Source organism: Streptomyces sp. NPDC053474, assembly GCF_044544845.1.
In the GTDB taxonomy this organism is placed as follows: Bacteria; Actinomycetota; Actinomycetes; order Streptomycetales; family Streptomycetaceae; genus Streptomyces.
In genome coordinates, this window is sequence record NZ_JBITXV010000015.1 from 234096 (window position 1) to 256512 (window position 22417).

21 protein-coding genes are annotated in these 22417 nt (G+C 73.5%); 1 reads left to right on the forward strand and 20 read right to left on the reverse strand.

The features are described 5' to 3' along the window. Positions 1-114: 114 nt before the first annotated feature. The 15 genes from ACIG3E_RS31485 to ACIG3E_RS31555 all read right to left on the reverse strand — a co-directional run bounded on the left by ACIG3E_RS31485 (position 115) and on the right by ACIG3E_RS31555 (position 16517). Positions 115-468 (reverse strand): MmcQ/YjbR family DNA-binding protein, encoded by a 354-nt coding sequence (locus ACIG3E_RS31485; protein ID WP_399622965.1) that lies wholly within the window; start codon positions 466-468, stop codon positions 115-117. Positions 469-517: 49 nt separating this feature from the next. Next, positions 518-1498, reverse strand: coding sequence for an alpha/beta fold hydrolase (locus ACIG3E_RS31490; RefSeq protein WP_399622966.1), 981 nt, complete (start codon positions 1496-1498; stop codon positions 518-520). Between the two features lie 186 nt (positions 1499-1684). Beyond that, the gene (locus ACIG3E_RS31495) at positions 1685-2590 is read right to left on the reverse strand and encodes a LysR family transcriptional regulator (RefSeq protein WP_242726464.1); all 906 of its coding nucleotides are present in this window, start codon (positions 2588-2590) and stop codon (positions 1685-1687) included. Positions 2591-2760: 170 nt separating this feature from the next. After that, positions 2761-3969, reverse strand: a complete 1209-nt coding sequence (locus tag ACIG3E_RS31500; RefSeq protein WP_399622967.1) for a glycine C-acetyltransferase — start codon at positions 3967-3969, stop codon at positions 2761-2763. Between the two features lie 53 nt (positions 3970-4022). Next, positions 4023-5051, reverse strand: a complete 1029-nt coding sequence (tdh, locus tag ACIG3E_RS31505) for an L-threonine 3-dehydrogenase (protein ID WP_399622968.1) — start codon at positions 5049-5051, stop codon at positions 4023-4025. 182 nt (positions 5052-5233) lie between these two features. Next, a complete protein-coding gene (locus ACIG3E_RS31510) occupies positions 5234-6418 on the reverse strand; it encodes a Gfo/Idh/MocA family protein (RefSeq protein WP_399622969.1) in 1185 nt (394 codons plus the stop codon). 169 nt (positions 6419-6587) lie between these two features. Beyond that, positions 6588-7202: a GAF domain-containing protein gene (locus ACIG3E_RS31515; RefSeq protein ID WP_399622970.1), complete on the reverse strand. Its 615-nt coding sequence runs from the start codon at positions 7200-7202 to the stop codon at positions 6588-6590. A 16-nt stretch (positions 7203-7218) separates the two neighbouring features. Further along, positions 7219-7815: an ATP/GTP-binding protein gene (locus tag ACIG3E_RS31520; RefSeq protein ID WP_138962818.1), complete on the reverse strand. Its 597-nt coding sequence runs from the start codon at positions 7813-7815 to the stop codon at positions 7219-7221. Continuing rightward, a complete protein-coding gene (locus ACIG3E_RS31525) occupies positions 7793-8164 on the reverse strand; it encodes a DUF742 domain-containing protein (protein WP_138962816.1) in 372 nt (123 codons plus the stop codon). The genes ACIG3E_RS31520 and ACIG3E_RS31525 overlap by 23 nt, the downstream gene beginning before the upstream one ends. 2 nt (positions 8165-8166) lie before the next feature. Beyond that, positions 8167-8601, reverse strand: coding sequence for a roadblock/LC7 domain-containing protein (locus tag ACIG3E_RS31530; RefSeq protein WP_242726433.1), 435 nt, complete (start codon positions 8599-8601; stop codon positions 8167-8169). A gap of 85 nt (positions 8602-8686) precedes the next feature. After that, positions 8687-10561, reverse strand: coding sequence for an ATP-binding protein (locus ACIG3E_RS31535; RefSeq protein ID WP_399622971.1), 1875 nt, complete (start codon positions 10559-10561; stop codon positions 8687-8689). A 351-nt stretch (positions 10562-10912) separates the two neighbouring features. Further along, complete coding sequence (locus ACIG3E_RS31540; RefSeq protein WP_399622972.1) at positions 10913-12130, reverse strand: MBL fold metallo-hydrolase; 1218 nt, start codon at positions 12128-12130, stop codon at positions 10913-10915. A 133-nt stretch (positions 12131-12263) separates the two neighbouring features. Then, positions 12264-13022 (reverse strand): SIMPL domain-containing protein, encoded by a 759-nt coding sequence (locus ACIG3E_RS31545; RefSeq protein ID WP_399622973.1) that lies wholly within the window; start codon positions 13020-13022, stop codon positions 12264-12266. 467 nt (positions 13023-13489) lie between these two features. After that, the gene (locus tag ACIG3E_RS31550; protein WP_399622974.1) at positions 13490-14296 is read right to left on the reverse strand and encodes an SGNH/GDSL hydrolase family protein; all 807 of its coding nucleotides are present in this window, start codon (positions 14294-14296) and stop codon (positions 13490-13492) included. A 109-nt stretch (positions 14297-14405) separates the two neighbouring features. Then, complete coding sequence (locus ACIG3E_RS31555) at positions 14406-16517, reverse strand: alpha-galactosidase (RefSeq protein ID WP_399622975.1); 2112 nt, start codon at positions 16515-16517, stop codon at positions 14406-14408. A gap of 245 nt (positions 16518-16762) precedes the next feature. On the opposite strand from ACIG3E_RS31555, the gene ACIG3E_RS31560 reads away from it, so the two are divergent. Next, complete coding sequence (locus ACIG3E_RS31560) at positions 16763-17560, forward strand: tyrosine-protein phosphatase (RefSeq protein ID WP_399622976.1); 798 nt, start codon at positions 16763-16765, stop codon at positions 17558-17560. 11 nt (positions 17561-17571) lie between these two features. On the opposite strand, the gene ACIG3E_RS31565 is transcribed toward ACIG3E_RS31560, so the two are convergent. The 5 genes from ACIG3E_RS31565 to ACIG3E_RS31585 form a co-directional block, all read right to left on the reverse strand. Next, complete coding sequence (locus ACIG3E_RS31565) at positions 17572-17688, reverse strand: DUF6126 family protein (RefSeq protein ID WP_037827059.1); 117 nt, start codon at positions 17686-17688, stop codon at positions 17572-17574. Between the two features lie 28 nt (positions 17689-17716). Beyond that, positions 17717-18349: a helix-turn-helix domain-containing protein gene (locus ACIG3E_RS31570; protein WP_399622977.1), complete on the reverse strand. Its 633-nt coding sequence runs from the start codon at positions 18347-18349 to the stop codon at positions 17717-17719. A 136-nt stretch (positions 18350-18485) separates the two neighbouring features. Further along, a complete protein-coding gene (locus ACIG3E_RS31575) occupies positions 18486-19880 on the reverse strand; it encodes an aspartate aminotransferase family protein (RefSeq protein WP_399622978.1) in 1395 nt (464 codons plus the stop codon). Then, positions 19877-21853, reverse strand: a complete 1977-nt coding sequence (gene dxs, locus ACIG3E_RS31580) for a 1-deoxy-D-xylulose-5-phosphate synthase (protein WP_399622979.1) — start codon at positions 21851-21853, stop codon at positions 19877-19879. The genes ACIG3E_RS31575 and dxs overlap by 4 nt, the downstream gene beginning before the upstream one ends. Before the next feature lie 25 nt (positions 21854-21878). Then, the coding region (locus ACIG3E_RS31585; RefSeq protein ID WP_399622980.1) for a flavodoxin-dependent (E)-4-hydroxy-3-methylbut-2-enyl-diphosphate synthase at positions 21879-22417 on the reverse strand (539 nt) is incomplete at its 5' end.

The following is a 22417-nucleotide window of genomic DNA, read 5'->3' on the forward strand; positions in this document are numbered from 1 at the left end:
AATGGTGCCGCTCGCGGCTGTGTTTTCAGCCCCTCCGGCGTTTGAGGAGCGGGGGTCTGGGGGCGGAGCCCCCAGTTTCGGGAAGGGGCGGGCTTGGGGAAGCCCCCGGCAGGGCTACTCGGCGGGCACCCCCAGCCCCGGGTGGGCCTCAAGGAGGCGCGTGGGCGCGGCCTGGCGCCAGGAGTCGGCGAGGATGTCCCCGAGCTCCGGCTCGTCGAGCGCGGCGAGCCGCACCCGCACCCACGCGAAGGACGCCTCGTGCTCGGCGATCCAGAACTTCTCGGGCTCCGCCAGCACCAGCTCGTCCCGCTCCACCTTCGGACAGCGCACGGCGATGGACGTCTCGTCCTCGGGGAGCGTGGCGAACATCTTCCCCGCGACCCGGAAGGTCGGCATGCTCCAGGCGATCTTCTCCGTCGTGTCCGGCAGAGCGAGGGCGGTACGGCGTACGTCGTCGGCGTTGACCATGGAACGAACGGTAGCCAACGCCACTGACAGCCACCCGCCGAGGCCTTGCTCACCCCACGCGCGCGTCCAGCCAGTCCGTGAGGTCGCGCTGCACCTCGTCCCGGTCGGTCTCGTTCAGGATCTCGTGCCGCGCACCGTCGTACGCCTTCCAGCCGAGGTCGCGCACGCCCGCGTAGCGGAGGTCCTCCAGGAGCTCGTAGACGAGCGTCATGCCCTGATGGCAGGGGTCCTCCGTGCCGACGGCGACGTGGACGGGCAGGTCCGCGGGGATGCGGGCGAGCTGCCGCGGATCGTTGATCTTGCGGACGGCGCGCACCCAGTCCAGCGAGAGCCCCGCCGAGAACGGGAAGCCGCAGCGCTCGTCGGCGACGTACGCGTCGACCTCGGCTTCGTCGCGCGAGAGCCACTCGAAGCCGGTGCGGTACGGGTAGGCGTCGTTGAACGCGGCGAACAGCTCCGCGACGAAGGACGAGCGGGCCGCCCGCCCGCCAGCGGCGACCTCGGCCCGCAGCCGCGCGAGCGCCGACTCGGTCTCGGCGCGGGGCAGCGAGCGGAACGTGCCGGACAGGATGAGGCCCGCGAGCCCGTCGGGGTACTCCTGGGCGTGGTCCCGGGCGAGCATCGAGCCGAGGCTGTGCCCGAACAGCACCACGGGGGTGCCGGGGTGGAGGCTGCGGACCTGGTCGCCGACGGCCTTGAGGTCGTCCACGATCGCCCGCCATGCGTCGGGCCAATCATCGGATGTCTCCCCCGCCGCCGCGACCCCGTAGCCGCCCGTGGCCTGGGCCGTCGCCCCGTGGCCCCGGTGATCGGAGGCCACCACGCCGTAGCCGTGCGCGGTGAGGTGGCGGGCGAACCGGTCGTAGCGCAGGGCGTGTTCGGCGGCTCCGTGGGCGATCTGGACGAAGGCGCGGGGCCTGCCGTCGCGGGGCTGCCAGGTGTAGGTGGCGACGGGTACGCCGTCCGGCGCGGTCAGCAGCCCCGCGGTGTAGGTCACGGGTGTCACGCGCGCGTGCTCGTGGTCCGGCATCGAGGAGCTCCCTGTCAGGCTGCGACTGCGTCCTGCCCACGCCTCCCCCCGCGCGCGGGCCGCCAACCCTCCGCCGCCCGGGGAGGCGGGCTCTGGGGGCGGCCGGTCGTAGCTGAGGTCGGCGCCCGGCGCATGGGTGGCGTCGACGACCTCGCCGCGCAGCTCGGCGAGCCGGGCGGCGCCGCCTCAGTCCTCGGCCGCCGCGTCCTTCAGGGCGCCGAGCACCGGTGCGATCAGCGGGTGCGCCTCCGCGCCGCAGCGCACGGCGGCGAACACCCGTCGCGTGGGCGCGATCCCGTCCACGGGCCGGACCGCCACCCCGGTCACGTCCATGCCCCGCAACGCGGAACGGGGCACGAGGGCCACCCCCGCGCCCGCCGACGCCAGGGCGACGACCGCGCGGAAGTCATCCGATGAATGCTCCATGACCGGCTGGAACCCGGCCTGCTCACAGGCGAGGACCACCACGTCGTGGCAGGGGTTGCCGGGGAAGGGGCCGATCCACGCGTCCTTGGCGAGGTCGGCGAGCGGCACCCGGCCGCCGTCGGCGAGCCGGTGCGTCACGGGGAGCACCGCGTCGAACGGCTCGGCGTACAGCGGTACGCGCGTCAGGCGCGGGTCGTCGGCGCCGGGCGCGCCGCGGTACTCCACGGCCACCGCCACGTCCACCTGCCGGTCGAGCACCATCGGCAGGCTGGCGTCGCCCTCGGCGTCCTGGACGCGCACCCGGATGCCGGGCGCGGTCTCGGCGAGGCGGGTCAGGGCGGGCGCCACGACCAGGCCGATGCCCGTCGCGAACGCCGCGAGCGTCACCGTCCCCGCCGCGCCCGAGCTGTACGCGGCCAATTCGGCCTCGGCCCGCTCCAGCTGGGCCAGCACGGCGTTGGTGTGCGTCAGCAGGATCTCGCCCGCGGGGGTGAGCCGCACCCCCCGGGCCGAGCGGTCCACGAGCCGGTGCCCCGTCTCCTGCTCAAGGGCCGTGAGCTGCTGCGACACGGCGGACGGGGTGAGGTAGAGGGCGGCGGCCGCGGCGGTGACGGTGCCGTGGTCGGCCACCGCGCGCAGGATGTGCAACCGCCGGGCTTCGATCATGCCCCCGATTCTCCCACTCACCGCCCGCGTGCCGCCCCGCACCACATCCGTCCCGTGACGACGGACGCACGTGCGCAACCATCAAGCCCGTCCGGCGTTTGAGGACGAGCGCGCAGCGCGACGAAGGGGCGGGCGGGAGTACGGCCCCACCCGCCCGGGCCCCGGGGGCACTAGGCCCCGGCCGACTCCAGTTCAGCCCGCGCAGCGACGAACGCGTCGACGGCCCGCCCCACGTCCTCCGTGGAGTGCGCCGCGGACAGCTGCACGCGGATCCGGGCCTGGCCCTGCGGCACCACCGGGTAGGAGAAGCCGATGACGTACACGCCGCGCTCCAGGAGCAGCTCGGCCATGCGTCCGGCCTTCGCCGCGTCCCCGATCATGACGGGCGCGATGGCGTGGTCGCCGGGCAGCACGTCGAAGCCCTCGGCGGTCATGCGGGAGCGGAAGAGCTGGGTGTTCGCCGCCAGGCGCTCGCGCAGGTCACCGGCCGCCTCAAGGAGGTCGAGGACCTTCAGCGAGGCCGCGGCGATCACCGGGGCGAGCGTGTTGGAGAACAGGTAGGGGCGCGAGCGCTGGCGCAGCAGCGCGACGATCTCGGCGCGCGCGGCGACGTAGCCGCCGGAGGCGCCGCCGAGCGCCTTGCCGAGGGTGCCGGTGATGATGTCGACGCGGTCCATGACGCCGTGCAGCTCGGGGGTGCCCCGGCCGCCGGGGCCGACGAAGCCGACGGCGTGCGAGTCGTCGACCATGACCATGGCGTCGTACCGCTCGGCGAGGTCGCAGATGTCCGCAAGGGGGGCGACGTAGCCGTCCATGGAGAAGACGCCGTCGGTGACGACGAGCTTGCGCCGGGCACCGGCCTCGGTGGCCTCCTTGAGCTGCTTCTCCAGGTCGGCCATGTCACGGTTGGCGTAGCGGAAGCGGCGGGCCTTGGAGAGCCGGATGCCGTCGATGATCGAGGCGTGGTTGAGGGCGTCGGAGATCACCGCGTCCTCGGGCCCGAGCAGCGTCTCGAAGACGCCGCCGTTGGCGTCGAAGCAGGAGGAGTACAGGATCGTGTCCTCCTGGCCGAGGAACGCGGACAGGCGCGCCTCCAGCTCCTTGTGGACCTCCTGGGTGCCGCAGATGAAGCGCACGGAGGCCATGCCGTAGCCCCAGCGGTCGAGCGCCTCGTGGGCGGCGGCGATCACCTCGGGGTGGTCGGCGAGGCCGAGGTAGTTGTTCGCGCAGAAGTTCAGCACCTCGCCGGGGCGGCCTCCCGCGGTGACGGCGACGGTCGCCGACTGCGGGGTGCCGATGACCCGCTCGGGCTTGTGCAGGCCTGCGGCGCGGATCTCGTCGAGGGTGGCGGCGAGGTCGGCGCGTACGGAGTCGAACATCGAGGAGCCCTTCGGGAGTTCGGAGGAGGGGGCGGGGGCGGGCGGGGCCCGGGTCAGACGGTCCAGTCCAGGATGACCTTGCCGCCGCGGCCGCTCGCCGCGTCGTCGAAGGCTTCCTGGAAGTCGCGGTGGCCGTAGCGGCCGGTGATGACGGGCGTGAGGTCGAGGCCGCCCTCGAGGAGCACGGACATCGCGTACCACGTCTCGAACATCTCGCGGCCGTAGATGCCCTTGATCGTGATCATCGAGGTGACGATCCGCGCCCAGTCGACCGCGAACTCCTCGGACGGCAGGCCGAGCATGGCGATCTTGCCGCCGTGGGTCATGTTGGCGACCATGTCGCGCATCGCGCGCGGGTTGCCGGACATCTCCAGGCCCACGTCGAAGCCCTCGCGCAGGCCCAGCTCGCGCTGGCCGTCGGCGATGGTGGCGTCGGCGACGTTGAGGGCGAGGCTGACGCCGACCTTGCGGGCGAGCACCAGGCGCTCCTCGCTGACGTCGGTGACCACGACGTTGCGCGCGCCCGCGTGGCGCGCGACGGCGGCGGCCATCACACCGATCGGCCCGGCCCCGGTGATCAGCACGTCCTCGCCGACCAGCGGGAACGACAGGGCGGTGTGCACGGCGTTGCCGAACGGGTCGAAGATCGCGGCGATGTCGAGGTCCACCGGCACCCGGTGCACCCAGACGTTGCCCGCGGGCAGCGCGACGTACTCCGCGAACGCGCCGTCGCGCCCCACGCCGAGCCCGACCGTGGCCCGGCACAGATGGCGCCGCCCGGCCAGACAGTTGCGGCACTTGCCGCACACCAGGTGGCCCTCGCCGCTGACCAGGTCGCCCGCCTTGACGTCCGCCACGTCCCGGCCGGTCTCGACGACCTCGCCGACGAACTCGTGCCCGACGATCAGCGGCGCCGAGATCGCCTGCTGCGCCCAGCCGTCCCAGGCCCGGATGTGCAGGTCGGTCCCGCAGATCCCGGTGCGCAGCACCTTGATCAGGACGTCGCCGGGCCCGATGACCGGCTCCGGTACCTCCATGAGACGGAGCCCGGGCTCCGCTTTCTCCTTGACCAGCGCCTTCACGCGACGGCTCCTGTCATGCGACCTAGGGAAGTGGCTGACCGGCATCCCACCGGCCACATCCGCACAGCAATCTTCCGTACGTCACGGCACGGGTCCATCGAGGATTTCTTAACCGCGGCCGCAGCTTTCCTTCAGACCCCAGGTGCACCGGGCCCCGCACCGGTCCACGGGGCCCGCGTCCGCTAGCGGATCTGCCCCCGTTCGAAGTACGCGATCAGCTCCGCGTCGAGCGGCGGCACCTCCCGCGGGCCGCCGCCGTCCCGCAGCGACCGGGTGGCGCCCACGCCCGCGGCGACGGCCATGCGCGCGGCCACCGGCGAGGTGTCGGTGGGCCCGCCCTCGCGGGCGAAGCGCAGGAACTCGTCGATGATCAGCGGGTCGGCGCCGCCGTGTCCCGACTCGTCGACCAAGCCCCCGATCGGGTACTCGGCGTCGCCCTCGCCGCGGTGGAGCGAGCGCCCGCCGTTCCACACCCGGACCACGCCTCCTGGGCCGTCGCCGAAGTTCTCCAGGCGGCCCGCGTCGCCGATGACGGTGTAGTTGCGCCAGTAGTCGGGGGTGAAGTGGCACTGCTGGTAGGCGGCGAGCACGCCGTTGTCGAGGCGCAGGTTGACCAGGGACACGTCCTCCACGTCGATCACCGGGTTCAGGTCCCGCTGGGCGCGCGGCGGCCAGGCGCCGTCCGCGACGGGGCCGCCGTCGGGCTTGGGCTCGCCCGGCGCGCGGCGGTGCGGGATGTCGCCGTAGACCATGAGGTCGCCGAGCGCCTGGACGTGCCGGGTGTAGCCGCCCGCGATCCAGTGCACGACGTCGAGGTCGTGGGCGGCCTTCTGGAGCAGCAGGCCCGTGGTGTACTGCCGTTCGGCGTGCCAGTCCTTGAAGTACCAGTCGCCTCCGAAGCCCACGAAGTGCCGCACCCAGACCGTCTTGACGGTCCCGATCTCGCCGCGCGCGACGATGTCCCGCATCAGCCGCACGACCGGCATGTGGCGCATGTTGTGCCCCACGTACAGGCGCGTACCGGTCTCGTACGCGGTCCGCAGGATGGCGTCGCTCGCCTCGACGGTCACGTCCAGGGGCTTCTCGACGAAGACCGGCTTGCCCTGGCGCAGCACCGCGCGGGTGAGGGGTTCGTGGGTGTGGTCGGGGGTGAGGACGAGGACGGCGTCCACGTCCGGGGCCGTGATGACCTCGCGCGGGTCCGCGGTTGTGCTGAGGCCCGGGAAGTCGCGGGCCGCGCGGGTCCGCGCGGCCTCGTCGGGGTCGGCGAGCGCGGTGACGCGGGCGCCCGCGCCGGGGCGGTGGGCGGTGCGGGCGAGGGGGCCGCGCAGTCCGTAGCCGAGGACGCCGAGCCGGAGGTCGCTCATGCGGTGAACCTTTCGCCGGGTTCAGGGGCCTCGCACCGTAGGACCGTGCCCTTGCATCGTCAACGTACCTTCCTGGCAACTGACTTGAGTGGCACCTGGCGTGGGGAGCGCCCCGAAGGGGCGCGGGGAACTGCGCGACCAGCCCCGACGAAGCCGCAGACGACCGACGTCACGGGGCCGCGCCCGGCTCCCCCTCGCGCAGGTGGATCCAATCCACAAGCTCCGCCGCCATCGACTTGATCGTGTCGAGCCCGGCCCGGCCCCACGGCCGGGGCTCCACGTCCAGGACGCACACCGTGCCGAGCGCGATCCCGGTCCGGTCGATCAGGGGCGCGCCCAGGTAGGACCGGACGCCGAACTCGTCGACGACCGGGTTGCCCGCGAACCGCGGGTAGTCGCGGACGTCCTCCAGGACCAGCGCCTTGCCCCGCACCACCACGTGCGGGCAGTAGCCGCGGTCCCGCGCGAGGCGGCGCTCGGCGAACGGCCGCGCCACGGGCTCGTCCGTCTCCTCGCCCATCCCGTTCGCCCCGAGCCCGAGCGCCCCGGGCTCGAGGGGCGGGCCTTCGGCCCGGTGCAGCCCGGCGAAGAACTGCCGTTCCTCGCCGATGAAGTTGACCATGGCGTACGGGGCGTCCATGACCCGGGCGAGGCGGTCGGCGAACGTGTCGAGCCCGGGTTCGGGCCGCTCGCCGAGGTCCAGCTCCCGCAGCCTGCGCACCCGTACGGCCGCCCCCTTGTCCACCGGGGTCACCAGCAGGCGGCCGGTCGCTTCGTAGATCATGCGTGTGCTCCATGGGTCATGTGTGGGCTCCCGACGTGGGCGTGGCGGGGGCGTGGGCGAGCAGGTGGCGGACGAGCGTGAGCAGCGTCTGGATGCCGGAGCTGGAGATCCGCGCGTCACAGCGCACGACCGGCACCTGCGGGTCCAGGTCGATGGCGGTGCGGACCTCGTCGGGCTCGTAGCGGTAGGCGCCGTCGAACTCGTTGACGGCGACGATGAATCCCATGCCGCGCTGCTCGAAGAAGTCGACGGCGGCGAAGCAGTCCTCCAAGCGCCGGGTGTCGGCGAGCACCACCGCGCCGAGCGCCCCTTCGGACAGCTCGTCCCACATGAACCAGAACCGTTCCTGTCCGGGTGTGCCGAACAGGTACAGGACGTGTTCGGGGTCGAGCGTGATCCTGCCGAAGTCCATGGCGACGGTCGTCGTGGTCTTGTTCTCCACGCCCGACAGGTCGTCGGTGGCTTCGCTGACCGTCGTGAGCAACTCCTCCGTGCTGAGCGGCGCGATCTCGCTGACCGCGCCCACGAAGGTCGTCTTGCCGACCCCGAACCCGCCCGCCACGAGGATCTTCAGCGCGGTGGGGAAGGCGTCAGAGCTGTCGTCGTAGTCCATCGAGCACTGCCTCCAACAGGGACCGGTCAGTCGGGTTGTGGTAGAAGTCCGGGGCTCTGGTGGTGATCGCCCCGCAGTCGACGAGGTCGGACAGGAGCACCTTGGTCACCGCCACGGGCAGCTTCAGCTGGGCGGCGATCTCCGCCACCGACGTGGGTGCCTCGCACATGCCGAGGGCGAGGGCGTGCTCCGGGCCGAGGTAGCCGGCGGGGGTGGTGCCGGTCGCCCTCACCTGGGACAGCAGGTCGAGCCGCGTGGTCGGTCTGGTGCGACCGTTGCTGACCGTGTACGGGCGGATGAGCCGCCCTGCGGCGTCGTCGAGCCATGGCCCGTCGTGCGGGGCCCCCACGCTCAGCGCCTCATCGACGCGGGCTCACCGGCGTGCTGGCGCGGCGCTGTGACCAGGTACGGGCGCACGCTCTTGACCAGCATCGCCATCTCGTACCCGAGCACCGCGGCGTCCGCCTCACGCCCGGCGAGCACGGCGAGACAGGTGCCGGAACCGGCGGTGGACACGAAGAGCAGGGTGGAGTCCAGCTCCACGACCACCTGGCGCACGTCGCCCCCGTCGCCGAAGCGGACGCCCGCGCTGCGCCCGAGGGAGTAGAGCCCTGAGGCGAGCGCGGCCATGTGGTCGGCGCTGTCCGGGTCGAGGCCATGGACCGACTTCACGAGTCCGTCGCAGGAGAGCAGGACGGCGCTGTGGGTGTGCGGCACGCGCTGGACGAGGCCGCTCATCAGCCAGTCGAGATCGGATACCTGGCCGGTCGGCGCATCGCTCGCCATGGTGGATCGACTCCTTGGAAAGTACGGGTTCGAGAGAGGGTTCTCGACGTCCGCGGGGCGGACGGGGGTGGGGGGTGGTGCGTTGTCAGCCGCCCTGGTCGCTCCGGCGGAGGGGGCCGGTGCGGTCGGCTCTGTCGCCGGGCCCCGGGGAGGCGCTGACGTCGTGGTCGGGCAGGGCGTCCCGGGCCTGGGCGGCCTGGGCGAGGCCGATGCCGCGCTGGAAGGCGGCCATCAGGCCCGGGTCGTGGCCGACGAGCTGGTCGTCGGCCGGGCGCGGGGCGCGGGCGTCGCGCAGCTGTGGCGCGAGGTGTTCCTGGGCGCGGCGGCGGGGCAGCTGGGGTTTGCCGACCCGGCCGCGCACGCCGCCGTTGCGGGGCACGGGCGGGGCCGCGGTGTGCTCGGCGGTGACGCTCCGGTCCTCGGGGCGGATGCCGGGCAGGGCTTCGGCGGGGGTGGGCCGGTCGCCGCGCGGGCCGCGGACGGGGAGCGGGGCGGGCGGGGTGGCGGTGGCCCCTGAGGGGTGTGGGGCGGCGGGCCGGTGGGCCGGGGTGCCGTTCCGGTAGGACGGGTGGGACGGCTGCTCGTGGGGTGCGGCGGCCGGGTGCGGGGCGGGCGCGGTGACGGTCGCGTGCGCGGCGCCGGGGGTGGGCGGCGCGGCGGACCGCGGGGAGGTGGGGGCGGAGGTGTGGGCCGAGGCGGGGGCGGCCGCGGGGGCGGCGGAGGTGGCGCCGCGGGGGGCGGACGGGGCGTCCTGGTCGGCGCCGAGCAGCCCCTGGGGCAGGATCAGGACGGCCTGGACGCCGCCGTAGATGTTGGTCTGCAGGCGCACCGCGATGCCGTGGCGGCGGGCGAGGGCGGCGACCACGAACAGGCCGATGCGGCCGTCCTGGAGGAGGCTCGCGACGTTGACCTGGTCGGGGTCGGCGAGGAGTTGGTTCATCCGGGTCTGCTCGGCGACGGGCATGCCCAGGCCGCGGTCCTCGACCTCGACGGCGAGCCCGGACGTCACCCGGCCCGCGCGCAGCAGGACTTGGGTGTGCGGAGCGGAGAACACCGTGGCGTTCTCGACGAGTTCGGCGAGCAGGTGGATGACGTCGGCGACGGCGTGGCCGCGCAGGGTGCCGTCGACGGGCGGCACCAGCTTGACCCGCGAGTACTGCTCGACCTCGGCGATGGAGGAGCGGAGCACCTCCGTCATCGACACGGGCCTGCTCCACTGGCGCCGCGACACGGCGCCGCCGAGCACGGCGAGGTTCTCGGCGTGCCGCCGGATGCGGGTGGCCAGGTGGTCGATGTGGAAGAGGCCCTTGAGGAGTTCGGGGTCCTCGACGGAGTTCTCCAGCTCGTCCAGGAGCGAGATCTCGCGGTGGACCAGGGACTGCAGGCGCCGGGCGAGGTTCACGAAGACCTCGACCTTCTGCTCGTTGCCCGCCCGCCCGGAAAGACGGGACGCCTGGACGACGGCGGTGAGGGCGCCCTCGTGGGCGCGGGCCAGCTCGTCGGCGAGCAGGCCGAACTCGTCCTTGGCGGGGGCGGGAACCGCGCTGGGCTCGCGCACCGCCGGGGTCTCTCCCTGGTGCAGCCGTTCGAGGAGTTCACGCAGGTCGGCCTGGCCGCGCGCGGTGGCGCGGCGCAGCGCGACGACGCGGTCGCGCACGGACCGCGCGGTCCGGTCGGCGGCCACCGCGGCGACGACGACGCCGAGGACGCCGAGCCCGGCGGCGGCGCCGAGCAGGGCGAGCAGCGGCGGCTGCGGCCGGGCCCCCGCGGCCCGGATCATGAAGAGCACGGCGGCACAGCCGCACAGGCCGACGGCGACGGCGGGCAGTACGGCGATGCGCATCAGCTGGAGCCGTATGCGCGTCTCGGGAGGGGGCGGCGCGGCGCGGCTCCCGGAGCGTCCGTGCCGTCCGCCCTCACGGCGGTCTGCGCGTGCTGCCGGTGCGCGAAGGTGAGACATCAGCGTCCTCGGTACGTAGCGACGCGTGCCGCAGCGGTCCACTGCGGCACCTCGTCGATGGCATCGCGGTGCCGGCCGGCAGGCCGTGATGGCATCCCTGCGTCGCCCGACGGCCACTCACGGTAGTCGTCACGACCTCGCGTGCGGTGGGCAGTTGACAAAGTCCGGCGGACAGCGTCCCGCTCTGGTATGACGCGTCGTACGAGAGGACGAAATATGTCGTACGTCAGTACGGGCGCGGCGATGTGCACCGCACAGGGCGTACGAAGGACACCCGTTCCCCACGGGCGCACCGACCAGGGGCGCGCTCCCTTCGCGGAGTCACGCGCCCCTTTCGTCGGTCACCCGCCATCAGCCGACGGGTGCGGTCTCCTGGTCGGCCGCGCCCAGCGCGGGCCCCGGGGCGTGGTCGCTCCAGCCGCCCGCCGGCGCGACGGCGATCTCGCGCCACCACGGGGCGTCGGGCACCGCGTCGGACGCGGGCTCGAACGGCTCGCCGGGGATGGGCAGCGCCACCGGGGCGCCCGCGGCGCGCGCGGCGGCGAGCGTGCCCTCGCCGGGCTCCGACCAGGCGTGCGGCGCGAGGTTGAACGTGCCCCAGTGGATCGGCAGGAGCACGCCGTGCGGCCGTCCGCCCTGGAGGTCGAGGTGGGCCCGCACGCCTTCCTCGGGCCGCATGTGGATGTCCGGCCAGAACTCCGAGTAGGCGCCGATCTGGATCATCGTGGCGTCGAACGGGCCGTGGGCGGCGCCGATGTCCGCGAAGCCCGGGAAGTACCCGGTGTCGCCGCTGTGGAAGACGCGGTGCTCGGGGCCCGCGACGCTCCAGGACGCCCACAGCGTGTGCTGCTGGTTGCGCAGCCCGCGGCCGCAGAAGTGCCGGGCGGGCGTCGCCGTCAGGGTCAGGCCACCGACGGCCGTGGACTCGTGCCAGTCGAGCTCGCGCAGCCGGTCCGCGGGGACGCCCCAGTGCTCCAGGTGCGCGCCGACGCCCAGCGGCACCGCGAACACCGTGTCCGTGCCCGCGAGGGCCTTGATGCTGGGCAGGTCCAGATGGTCGTAGTGGTCGTGCGAGATGACGACCGCGTCGACCGGGCCGAGCGCCGCGAGCGGCAGCGGCACCGGGTGCAGGCGCTTGGGTCCGGCGAAGGCGAAGGGCGAGCAGCGCTCGCCCCACACCGGGTCGAAGAGCAACCGGCGCCCGTCGATCTCGACGAGGACGCTGGAGTGCCCCATCCAGGTGAGCCTGAGGCCGCTCGCCGGGGGCTTGGCGAGGTCCGCGAGGGTCGTGGCGTGCACCGGCACGTGGCCCGCCGGGACGCGCCGGGAGCGCTCCTCGCGGCGGAAGTAGACCTTCGCGAACTCCAGGGCGGAACCGGAGGGCCTGGTGCGCGCCCCCACCGGGTTCTGGAACGAGCCGTCGGCGAAATGCGGCGATCTGCGGATGCGCGCGAGCCGGTCACCGGCCGGATCCGCACCGAACGCGGGCGTCCGCAGGGAGCGGAGCAGGGGGCTCAGGGACCGGGACACGGCGCACCTCCAGAAACAGGGCTGCTCAGGCCTCCCCATTATGTGCGCCACCCCTGACAACGACCGCCGGGGCCGGTCCGTGCGGACCAAGGGCCGCGGCTGTGGATCGAGGGCTGGGCCTGTCCGTGGCGGACCCGCGGGCCTGACGGCCCGCGGCCGGGCTCGTACGCCGCTAGTCCAGCTCGTACACCGCGACGAGCGTCACCTGGTCCTCGATCTCCCCGGGCGCGACGGGGACGCCCTGGTCCTTGGTGACGGCCTCCACGGGCACCGCGAGGGGACGCGGGCCGCCGCCGTCGTTCTCGCTGAGCGAGACGAGGCGGCCGAGGGGGCGTCCGCTCAGCCGCGCGTACTGCTCCGCCTTGGCGCGCGCGTCGTCGTGGGCGGCCGCGCGGGCCTCGGCCCGCAGCTCCTGCTTGTCGGCGACGTCGAAGGCCACGCCGTGGACGCGGCCCGCGTCACCGGCGGCGTCCATCGCGGCCTGGAGGACCCGGCCCGTGGTGGCGAGCTTGCGCACGGTGACCGAGAAGGACTGGGAGGCCCGGTAGCCGGTGAGCTTGGACGCGCCGTCGACGTCCTTGTAGACGCCGGACAGCGACAGGCCCTCCGTACGGGCGTCCCGCTCGGCGACGCCCTGCTTCCGCACGGCGGTGAGCAGCGCCTGTGCCGCGGCGTTCTGTCCGGCGAGCGCCTTCTTGGCCGTCGGCGCGGTCACCTCGACGCCCAGGGTGAGCACGGCCAGGTCCGGCGCCGCGCTGGCGGAGCCGGTGCCGGTGACGGTCACGGTGGCGGGGTTCCGCGCGGCCACGGCGGCGGGCGCCTCGGCGACCGGCGCGGCGGCCCCGGCGGGCGCGGCCCCGATCCCGAGCGCGGCGAGGGCGAGCAGGGCGGTGGCGAGAGGACGTAGGGACGCGTTCGGGCGTGGCGGCATGGGCGGGAGTCCTTCCGGTGTGCCGGTCGTCCGCCCCGTGCGGGCGGCCCGCCGCCCCGCCAAGGGGACGGCTGGCCCGCAGCGGGACAGCTGTCCCGCAGGGAGGCGGCTGGCCCGCAGGGGACGGCTGGCCGCCATCCCAGCACCCGCGCACGCGCGCGCGGGGACGCCACTCCCACCCTGTCACCTCACCGGTCCACCCCCGTCGCGGACCGGGTGGGTGCCTCCAGCCGCCTCAGGACGGCCGTGTCAGGTCCACCACAGCTGGGTCAGCGGCATCTAAGCGGTCTTGTGGAAATGTGGTGCGGTTCGGCAGCGCCCCGAAGGGGCGCGGGGCTGTGCCGATATGCGGCTCCGCCGCGAAGGGGGTCCCCCCTGTTCGAGCGAAGCCGAGAACTTGGGGGAGCGACCAGCCACGACGGTCCGCAGGCGATCGACGGCCCATCGCGGCAATTCCAGCGAAGCGCTTAGGTCAGCGGCATGAGGTCGGGCCGCTTCGCCGCCACGTGGTCGCCCGACGACTCACCCCGCAGCCGCCGCCCGATCCACGGGACCAGGTGCTCGCGCGCCCAGTGGATGTCGTCGCGGCGCTCCTCGAGGGTGCCGCGCGGCGGCAGCGGCGGCCACGCCTGGTCGGGGTCGGCGGGCACGGGGAGGCCGAGCACCTGGGCCGCGCGCAGCGCCACGCGCGTGTGTCCGTCGGGCGACAGGTGCAGCCGGTCGGCGTCCCAGGCCCGCCGGTCCTGGACGGTCTTGAGCGACCACAGGTCGAGCACCGGGCAGCCGTAGCGGTCGGCGACCGCGCGGACGTGGCCGTTGTACGTGGCGATCTTGCCGCGCAGATGCTTGAGGAGGGCCACGCCCCGGGTGTCGAAGCCGGTGGTGACCACGACGGTGCCGACGGCCGACGAGAGGTCGGCGACGGCCCGCTCGAAGCGCTCGGCCACGTCGTCCGGGTCGGTGCCGGGCCGGATGATGTCGTTGCCGCCCGCGGCGAACGTCACCAGGTCCGGGGCCAGCTCCTTGGCCCGGGGCACCTGGTCCGCGACGATCTGGTCGAGCAGCTTGCCGCGCACCGCGAGGTTCGCGTAGCGGAAGGTGTGCTCCGGTGCCAGGTCGTCGAGCAGGACGGCGAGCCGGTCGGCCCAGCCGACGAAGGTCCCGTCGGGCCCGGGGTCCCCCACGCCCTCGGTGAAGCTGTCGCCGACCGCCGCGTAGGAGGTAATGGTCTCTGTGGGTACGTTTTTGACGAAAGGTGTCGACTCTGCTGTCACGTCGTCCCATCTTTCCTTCCGTCAAGTGACCTACGCCACCGTAATATGGGGTTGACGTGGCGTGAGATAAGCCATTGGTCAAGATTGCGCCAACCCGGAATACCCAGGCCTACGGCCTCGACGGGTCGGCCGTGACCCGGCTCAGCCGGAAGACCGCCGCGTCCAGATCTCCGCTGAGGCCCGTGCGCAGGCCGTGGTGCAGCAGGACCGCGCCCCGATGCACCGCCCCGGTGTCCCGGCACACGTACGCCGCCGCGGGGTCGAGCCCCCGCAGCCGCACCGGGGCGGGCTCCTCGCCGAACGCCTGCGCGCGCAGCCAGGCGAGCACCACGGCCTCGTCGCCCCGCACGTACTGCACCGCGCTGAGCCCCTCGCCGGGCGCCCGGAGGCGGTACAGCTCGCCGAGCTGCACGACGGGCCTGATCTCCTTGTAGAGCTCCACCCAGCCGCGCGCCTCGGCCCGTTCCGCCGCGCTCCACCGCGTGAGGTCGCCGCCGACGCCGAGCACCCCGGCCATGGCGCTGACGAACCGGAACCGCAGCGAGCTGACCCGCCCGTTGAGCTGGGTGTTGGGGCTGTCGGTGACCCAGGCGGCCATCACGCGCGCCGGGTGCACCTGGCTGAACCCGTGCTGGATGGCGAGGCGGTCCACCGGGTCGGTGTTGTCCGAGGTCCACACCTGGTCCGTACGGGCGAGGATGCCGAGGTCGACCCGGCCGCCGCCGCCCGAGCAGGACTCGAAGGCGACGGACGGGTGCGCGGTCCGCAGCCGGTCGATGAGGTCGTAGACGGCGTGCACATGGGCGGACCACAGGCGCTCGGGGTGGGCCTCGCCGGGCCAGCCGGGGTCCGTGAAGCAGCGGTTGAAGTCCCACTTCACATAGTCGATCGGGGCGCTGGAGAGGAGCGCGTCCAGCTGCTTCCACAGGTACTCCCGCACGTCCTCGCGCGCCACGTTGAGGACGAGCTGGTTGCGGAACTCCGTGCGGGTGCGGCCCGGCTGGTGCTGCACCCAGTCGGGGTGCGCGCGGTACAGGTCGCTGTCCGCGTTCACCATCTCCGGCTCCACCCAGATCCCGAACCGCATGCCCAGGCCGCGCACATGGTCCGCGAGCGGCTTCAGACCGCCCGGAAACCGGTCCGGGTTCGGCGTCCAGTCGCCGAGCCCGGACCGGTCGCTGACGCGTCGGCCGAACCACGCGTCGTCGACGACGAACAGCTCGACGCCCATCTCGGCGGCCCGCTCCGCGAGGCCCCGCTGCTGCTCCTCGGAGATGTCGAAGCCGGTGGCTTCCCAGGAGTTGTAGAGCACGGGCCGCACCTCGTCGGCGTCCGGGATGACGTGCGCGCGCTGGTAGGCGTGCCAGGCCCGGCTCGCCCCGCCGAAGCCGCCGTCGCTCCACAGGCCCGCGAACACGGGCGTGACGATCGCCATGCCGGGCCCGAGCACCTGCTGCCCCGCGTCGTCGTGGCCGGAGCCGCCCGTGATCTGCACCGCGCCGTCCGGGAGCTGGTGCACCGCCACGCGCCACGACCCGGACCAGGCGAGCGCGCAGCCGTAGACCTCGCCCTGCTCCTCGGTGGCGCCGTCGGCGTCGAGCGCCACCCAGGGCAGGTGCTGGTGCCCGGTGTGCCCGCGACGGCTGCCGATGACCCGCTCCCCGTACGTGAGCCCGGAGCGCACGAGGCGCGACTCCGCGGCCCAGCGGCCGTGCAGCTGGGACAGGCGCCACTGCTCGCGGCGCGGCAGGGTCCAGGTCGCGGAGTCGGCGCGCAGCAGCTCCACCTCCGGCGACCCGGCGGGGCCCTGGTGCATGACGACCACGTACCGCTCGACCACGTCGCCGCGCAGCCGGTAGTCGAGCAGCACCGCCAGGTGGTGCACCGGGTCGGTGAAGTTCAGCTGGAGCTCGTCCTCGTCGTGCCAGGCGCCGGCGAACCGCCACTCGGTGCCCCGCACCCCGCCGCCGCGCACCGAGAGCGCGGGCCGCACGAAGCGGGGGCCGCCCTCGACGGGATACTCCTCGTGCCCGTCGATGCGGGACTCGAAGGGCCGCTCGGGCGGCAGCGGCGCGGCGGCCAGGGCCTCGGCGTCGGCCAGGGCGATCCGCGGGCCCCAGTGCAGGTGCAGCAGCTCGTCCCTGCCGGTGAGGCGGAGCGCGTAGCTGCTGGTGGGCCCCGAGAGGAGCCACGTACGGCCGTCCTCGCCGACCTCGATCATCAAACCCCCACAGGTCCTCTGACAGATCTCAACAGCCGCGCGGGCGTACGCACATCTTCGAGCCCGTGCGACCACCGGGGCAACGCCTGTGCGCGCTCCGCCGCCACTGATTGCCTGAGGAACCCGTGTCGTATCGTCGAAGGCGCGACCACCGGCCGCCGACGTCACGCCGCGGCGAGCCGCGCGGTGCCCCGCTCCCGGCCGGTCCGACGAGCGCCGACACGACCCGACCCAGAGGAGAGCCCGTGACGCAGCAGGTTCCGTCGACCGAACCCGAGCTCGCCGGTGTGCGCAACTTCCGTGACGTGGGCGGACTTTCGACCGTCGACGGCCGCCGGGTCCGCCACGGCGTCCTCTTCCGCAGCGGCCACCTCGCGCACGCCACCGCCGCCGACGCCGCGTTCCTCTCCTCGCTCGGCCTGCACACGGTCTTCGACTTCCGCAACGCCGCGGACCAGCGCCTCGAAGGCCCGGACGTGGAGCTGCCCGGCGTGCGCAACGTCAACCTGCCGCTGACCGACCCCGCCGACGGCGCCGCGTTCTGGAAGATGGTGCGCGACGGCGACCTGGCCCAGCTGCGCACCGCGTTGTCCGACGGCAAGGCCGCCGAGCGCATGGCGTCCTCGTACCGCACGATCATCAGGGAGCGGACGGCCGAGCACGGCCGGGTGCTGCACGCGCTCGCCGAGGACAGCGTGCCCGCGCTGATGCACTGCGCCGCGGGCAAGGACCGCGCGGGCCTGTCGATCGCCGTGACGCTGCTGGCCGTCGGCGTGGAGCGCGAGGCGATCGAGGCGGACTACCTGGAGTCGAACGCGGCGCACCGCCGCTACAAGGTGCACCGCAGCGCCACCTCGCCGGACGCCATGTCGCCCGAGGTCATGGAGCTCCTGAGCCCCCTCTTCGACGCCCGCGCCGAGTATCTGGCGGCGGCCTTCGACACCATCGAGCAGACCTGGGGCGACACCGACACCTACCTCACCGAGGGCCTCGGCCTCGCCCCTGTGACGCGCGAGCGCCTGCGCGAGCGGCTCCTCGACTAGGCGAGCGGGCGCTACTGGTTCTGTCCGCCCAGGACGAACAGCAGGTAGATGAAGCCCGCGAACAGGTGGCCCACGGCCACGTAGACGATCAGGCGGACCCACAGGGCGCGCGGGAACTTCTCCTCCATGGACATGCGGCGCGCGGGCTGCCTCGGTTCAGATTCCGTCATGTCGGTCTCCCTTGGTGGGGCCGCCGAGACATAGCGCGGCGGCGGGGCTCTGCAGCAAGGTGTGCACGAAGAGGAGGTCGGCGCCGCCGTGGTCCACGGCGGCGATCCGGTGCGGCGTCAGCGAGTCGAAGTGCGCGCTGTCGCCGGGCGCGAGGGTGTACGAGGTGTCGCCGAGGCGCAGGCGCAGGCGGCCCTCCAGGACGTACAGCCACTCCTCCCCCGGGTGCACGCGCACGATGTCGCCCTGCGCGCCGTGCGGTACGTGCACGCGCAGCGCCTGCATGCCGCGGCCCGGGGAGCCCGCCTGCCAGTACGTCCAGCCGCCGGCGGCGGTGGGCTCCATGTCCGGGGCGCGGACGACGGCGTCCCGGTCGGCGGGCGTCTCGCCGAGCAGCTCGGAGACCGTCGTACCGTAGGTACGAGCGAGGGCGAGCAGCATCGGCAGGGACGGCTGGCGCTGACCGGTCTCCAGGCGGGACAGGTGCGCGGGCGAGAGCCCGGCCGCGCGGGCGGCGGCCTCCAGGGTCAGCGCGGCACGGCGGCGCAGCTCACGCAGTTGCGGGGCGACGGCGGGCAGCGCGTCGGCCGCCTCACCGGCGTCCGGGGTGGCAGGGCTCATACCCTCGATTGAGCCAGAGCCTTACCCGGGAGGCAATTTTCTTGCCTCAGAGGCAAGGGGCGTCGGCCCTTCCGTCGCCGAGCCGCCGGGCCGGGAGCCTCCGGGCCGGGAGCCTCCGGGGCGGCGGGCCGTCCGGCTACCGGTTCGCCACCGCCTGCTTCACCAGCGTCTTGCCGAAGTCCCAGATCAGCCCGCCGCCCCCGTGCGCCTCGTCCATGACGTCGGTGAAGGCGGCGACGAAGCGGTCGACCTCCTTCTCGCCGATGATCAGCGGCGGGATGAGCTTGATGACCTCCAGGTGGTCGCCGGAGACCTGGGTGAGGATCCGGTGCTTCTGGAGCAGCGGTACGACCACCATCTGCGCGAACAGGCCCTTGCGGGCGGCCTGGAGCATGGTCCAGCGGCTGCGCAGCTTCAGGGACTTCGGCCTGCCGAACTCGATGCCGATCATCAGGCCGCGGCCGCGGACGTCGCTGAGCAGCTCGTACTTGTCGACGAGTGCCGCGAGCCGGGCCTTGAGCAGCTCACCCGTCTCACGCGCGTTCGCGACGGTCCGCTCGTCGTCCATGACGGCGAGGACCGCGAGCCCGGCCGCCATGGCCTGCGCGTTGGACCCGAAGCTCGCGGAGTGGACCAGGACCCGGTCCATGGACGAGTAGACCTTCTTGAAGATCCAGTCCTTGCCGAGGGTCGCGCCGACCGGGACGTAGCCGCCGGACAGCGCCTTGGCCACGCACACCAGGTCGGGCTCGACGCCCTCCTCGTGCTGGTGGGCGTAGAAGGCGCCGGTCCTGCCGAGTCCCGTCTGCACCTCGTCGGCGATCAGGAGCGCCTTGTGCTGGTGGAGGAGGTCCTGGGCGGCGCGCAGATAGCCGGGCGGGGGCTCGTGCACGCCCTTGCCCTGGACGGGCTCGACGATCAGGGCGGCCACGTCCCCGCGCTTGAGCTCCCGGCGCAGCGCGTCGAGGTCGCCGAGGGGCACCGCCGTGTCCGGCAGGAGCGGGGCGAAGCCGTCGCGGAAGCCGCTCTCGCCGTTCACGGACAGGGAGCCGGTGGTCAGGCCGTGGAAGGCGTGCGCGCAGTACAGGATCCGCGGCCTGCCGGTGGCGTAGCGGGCGAACTTCAGGGCGGTCTCGACGGCCTCGGTGCCGCTGTTGCCGAAGAAGACCCGGTCCAGGTACGGGCTGTGCGCGAGCAGCCGCTCGGCGAGAAGCCCGGGCAGCGGCTGGCAGTCGAAGCGGGTCAGGTCGGCGAGGGAGGCGTCGAGCACGTCGTGCAGGGCCTTGCGGACGACCGGGTGGTGGCGGCCGAGGCCCATGACGCCGAACCCGGCGAGCATGTCCAGGTAGTCCTGTCCCTCGGCGTCCCAGAAGTAGGCGCCCTCCGCGCGTTCGTAGACCTTGTCGAAGCCGATGGTGTGCAGCATGCGCGGCAGCTGGTGGTTGAGGTGCCGGGTGTGCAGCTCGTACCGCTCGCCGCCGCGCTCGGCGAGCAGTCTGCCGAGGTCGAACTCCTTGCCGGTGCTTGTCATGCTCGGTTCTCCTCGCCGGGTGTCCCGGCTGTCTTCGGGCCGGACTCCCCGGCCTCCTGCGGGCCGGGCACCCCGGCCGTCTCGCGGGCTCCGGCCCGCGCCGCGTCCTGGCGGGCCATCGTCGCGCTGACGCGGCCCGCGATCTCCACCGGGGTGAGGCCGACGTCGGCGAGGACCTCGCCGCGCTTGGCGTGCGCGAGGAACTGCTCGGGAATGCCGAAGCGCCGTACGGGGACGTCCACTTCGGCGTCGTCGAGGGCGAGGGCCACGGCCGAGCCGACGCCGCCCGCGCGGCTGTTGTCCTCCACGACCGCGACGAGCCGGTGGCGCGCGGCGAGCGGCGGCAGGGCGGCGTCGACGGGCTTGACCCAGCGCGGGTCGACGACGGTGCAGCCGATGCCCCGCTCCGCGAGGAGGTCGGCGGCCTGGAGGCACACCGGCGCCATCACGCCGACGGCGACGAGCAGCACGGCCGGGTCGGGATCCTGGCGCAGGACGTCCATGGCGCCCACCCGGTCCACGGCCGGGATCGCGGGCCCCACCGACTCCTTGGGGAAGCGCAGCAGGGTCGGCGCGTCGTCGACGTTCACGGCCTCGCGCAGCTGGCCGCGGAGCTGGTCGGCGTCGCGGGGCGCGGCGATCCTGAGGCCCGGCACGACCTGAAGGACGGACAGGTCCCACATGCCGTTGTGCGAGGGCCCGTCGGGGCCGGTGACCCCGGCCCGGTCGAGCACGAAGGTCACGCCGCACCGGTGCAGCGCCACGTCCATCAGGAGCTGGTCGAAGGCGCGGTTGAGGAAGGTGGCGTAGACGGCGACGACGGGGTGGAGCCCGCCGGTGGCCAGTCCCGCGGCGGTCACGGCCGCGTGCTGCTCGGCGATGCCGACGTCCCAGACGCGGTCGGGGTAGGCCGCCGCGAACTTGGTGAGCCCGACGGGGTGCAGCATGGCGGCCGTGAGGGCCACGACGTCCTCGCGCTCGGCCCCGATGCGGACGATCTCGTCGCCGAACACGGAGGTCCAGGAGGGGCCGTGGGACGGGGCGAGCGGCTCGCAGGTGAGGGGGTCCATGACGCCGACGGTGTGGAAGCGGTCGGCCTCGTCGGCGAGCGCGGGTTCGTAGCCGCGGCCCTTCTCGGTGAGGCAGTGGATGAGGACGGGGCCGTGGAAACGCTTCGCGCGGCGCAGCGCGGACTCGACGGCCTTGATGTCGTGGCCGTCGATGGGGCCGACGTACTTCAGGCCGAGGTCCTCGAACATGCCCTGGGGCGCGAAGGCGTCCTTGAAGCCCTTCTTGGCGCCGTGCAGGGACTCGTACAGCGTCCGGCCGACCACGGGGGTGCGCTGGAGGACGTCCTTGCCCCAGGCGAGGACCTGCTCGTAGCTGTCGGTGGTGCGCAGGGTCGCGAGGTGGTTGGCGAGGCCGCCGATGGTGGGGGCGTAGGAGCGCTCGTTGTCGTTGACGACGATGATCAGCGGCTGGTCCTTGGCGGCCGCGATGTTGTTGAGCGCTTCCCAGGCCATGCCGCCGGTGAGGGCGCCGTCGCCGATGACGGCGACGACGTGGCCCCGCTCCCCCAGGACCCGGCGGGCCTTGGCGAGGCCGTCGGCCCAGCCGAGCGCGGTGGAGGCGTGGCTGTTCTCGACGATGTCGTGCGCGGACTCCTCGCGCGAGGGGTAGCCGGACAGGCCGCCCTTGCCGCGCAGCTTCGAGAAGTCCTGACGCCCGGTCAGGAGCTTGTGCACGTAGCTCTGGTGGCCGGTGTCCCACACCAGGCGGTCCACGGGCGACTCGAAGACCCGGTGCAGGGCGATGGTCAGCTCGACCACCCCCAGATTGGGCCCGAGGTGTCCGCCGGTCCGCGCGACCGCGTGCACCAGGAACTCGCGGATCTCTTCGGCCAGTTCGGCCAGTTCGGACTCGGTCAGCGCCTTCAGGTCGCGCGGCCCTCGGATGGTTTCCAGGATGGTCATGCTCAGGCCCCCTAACTGGTTGTCCTCAGCTCACCGTGACGTCGGGCTCCCCGGACGGGACTCCGGCGGCCTCCATCCGTGCGGCGATCTTCATCGCCTCTTCGATCAGCGTCTCCACGATCTTCGACTCGGGCACCGTCTTGATCACCTCACCCTTGACGAAGATCTGCCCCTTGCCATTGCCGGACGCCACCCCGAGATCAGCCTCACGCGCCTCACCCGGACCATTGACGACACAGCCCATCACGGCCACCCGCAGCGGCACCTCCATGCCCTCAAGCCCCGCGGTCACCTCGTCCGCCAGCTTGTACACATCCACCTGCGCCCGCCCGCACGACGGACACGACACGATCTCCAGCCGCCGCTGCCGCAGGTTCAACGACTCCAGGATCTGGATGCCGACCTTGACCTCCTCCGCCGGAGGAGCCGACAACGACACCCGGATCGTGTCACCAATGCCCTCCGCCAGCAGCGCACCGAACGCCACCGCGGACTTGATCGTCCCCTGGAACGCAGGCCCCGCCTCCGTCACCCCCAGATGCAACGGATAGTCACACGCCGCAG

Bases quoted from the DNA above. Each gene is read 5' to 3' on its own strand.
- ACIG3E_RS31485 (WP_399622965.1), bottom strand. From the start codon at position 468: ATGGTCAACGCCGACGACGTACGCCGTACCGCCCTCGCTCTGCCGGAC.
- ACIG3E_RS31490 (WP_399622966.1), bottom strand. From the start codon at position 1,498: ATGCCGGACCACGAGCACGCGCGCGTGACACCCGTGACCTACACCGCG.
- ACIG3E_RS31495 (WP_242726464.1), bottom strand. From the start codon at position 2,590: ATGATCGAAGCCCGGCGGTTGCACATCCTGCGCGCGGTGGCCGACCAC.
- ACIG3E_RS31500 (WP_399622967.1), bottom strand. From the start codon at position 3,969: ATGTTCGACTCCGTACGCGCCGACCTCGCCGCCACCCTCGACGAGATC.
- ACIG3E_RS31510 (WP_399622969.1), bottom strand. From the start codon at position 6,418: ATGAGCGACCTCCGGCTCGGCGTCCTCGGCTACGGACTGCGCGGCCCC.
- ACIG3E_RS31515 (WP_399622970.1), bottom strand. From the start codon at position 7,202: ATGATCTACGAAGCGACCGGCCGCCTGCTGGTGACCCCGGTGGACAAG.
- ACIG3E_RS31520 (WP_138962818.1), bottom strand. From the start codon at position 7,815: ATGGACTACGACGACAGCTCTGACGCCTTCCCCACCGCGCTGAAGATC.
- ACIG3E_RS31530 (WP_242726433.1), bottom strand. From the start codon at position 8,601: ATGGCGAGCGATGCGCCGACCGGCCAGGTATCCGATCTCGACTGGCTG.
- ACIG3E_RS31535 (WP_399622971.1), bottom strand. From the start codon at position 10,561: ATGTCTCACCTTCGCGCACCGGCAGCACGCGCAGACCGCCGTGAGGGC.
- ACIG3E_RS31540 (WP_399622972.1), bottom strand. From the start codon at position 12,130: ATGGGGAGGCCTGAGCAGCCCTGTTTCTGGAGGTGCGCCGTGTCCCGG.
- ACIG3E_RS31545 (WP_399622973.1), bottom strand. From the start codon at position 13,022: ATGCCGCCACGCCCGAACGCGTCCCTACGTCCTCTCGCCACCGCCCTG.
- ACIG3E_RS31555 (WP_399622975.1), bottom strand. From the start codon at position 16,517: ATGATCGAGGTCGGCGAGGACGGCCGTACGTGGCTCCTCTCGGGGCCC.
- ACIG3E_RS31565 (WP_037827059.1), bottom strand. From the start codon at position 17,688: ATGGAGGAGAAGTTCCCGCGCGCCCTGTGGGTCCGCCTGATCGTCTAC.
- ACIG3E_RS31570 (WP_399622977.1), bottom strand. From the start codon at position 18,349: ATGAGCCCTGCCACCCCGGACGCCGGTGAGGCGGCCGACGCGCTGCCC.
- ACIG3E_RS31575 (WP_399622978.1), bottom strand. From the start codon at position 19,880: ATGACAAGCACCGGCAAGGAGTTCGACCTCGGCAGACTGCTCGCCGAG.
- dxs (WP_399622979.1), bottom strand. From the start codon at position 21,853: ATGACCATCCTGGAAACCATCCGAGGGCCGCGCGACCTGAAGGCGCTG.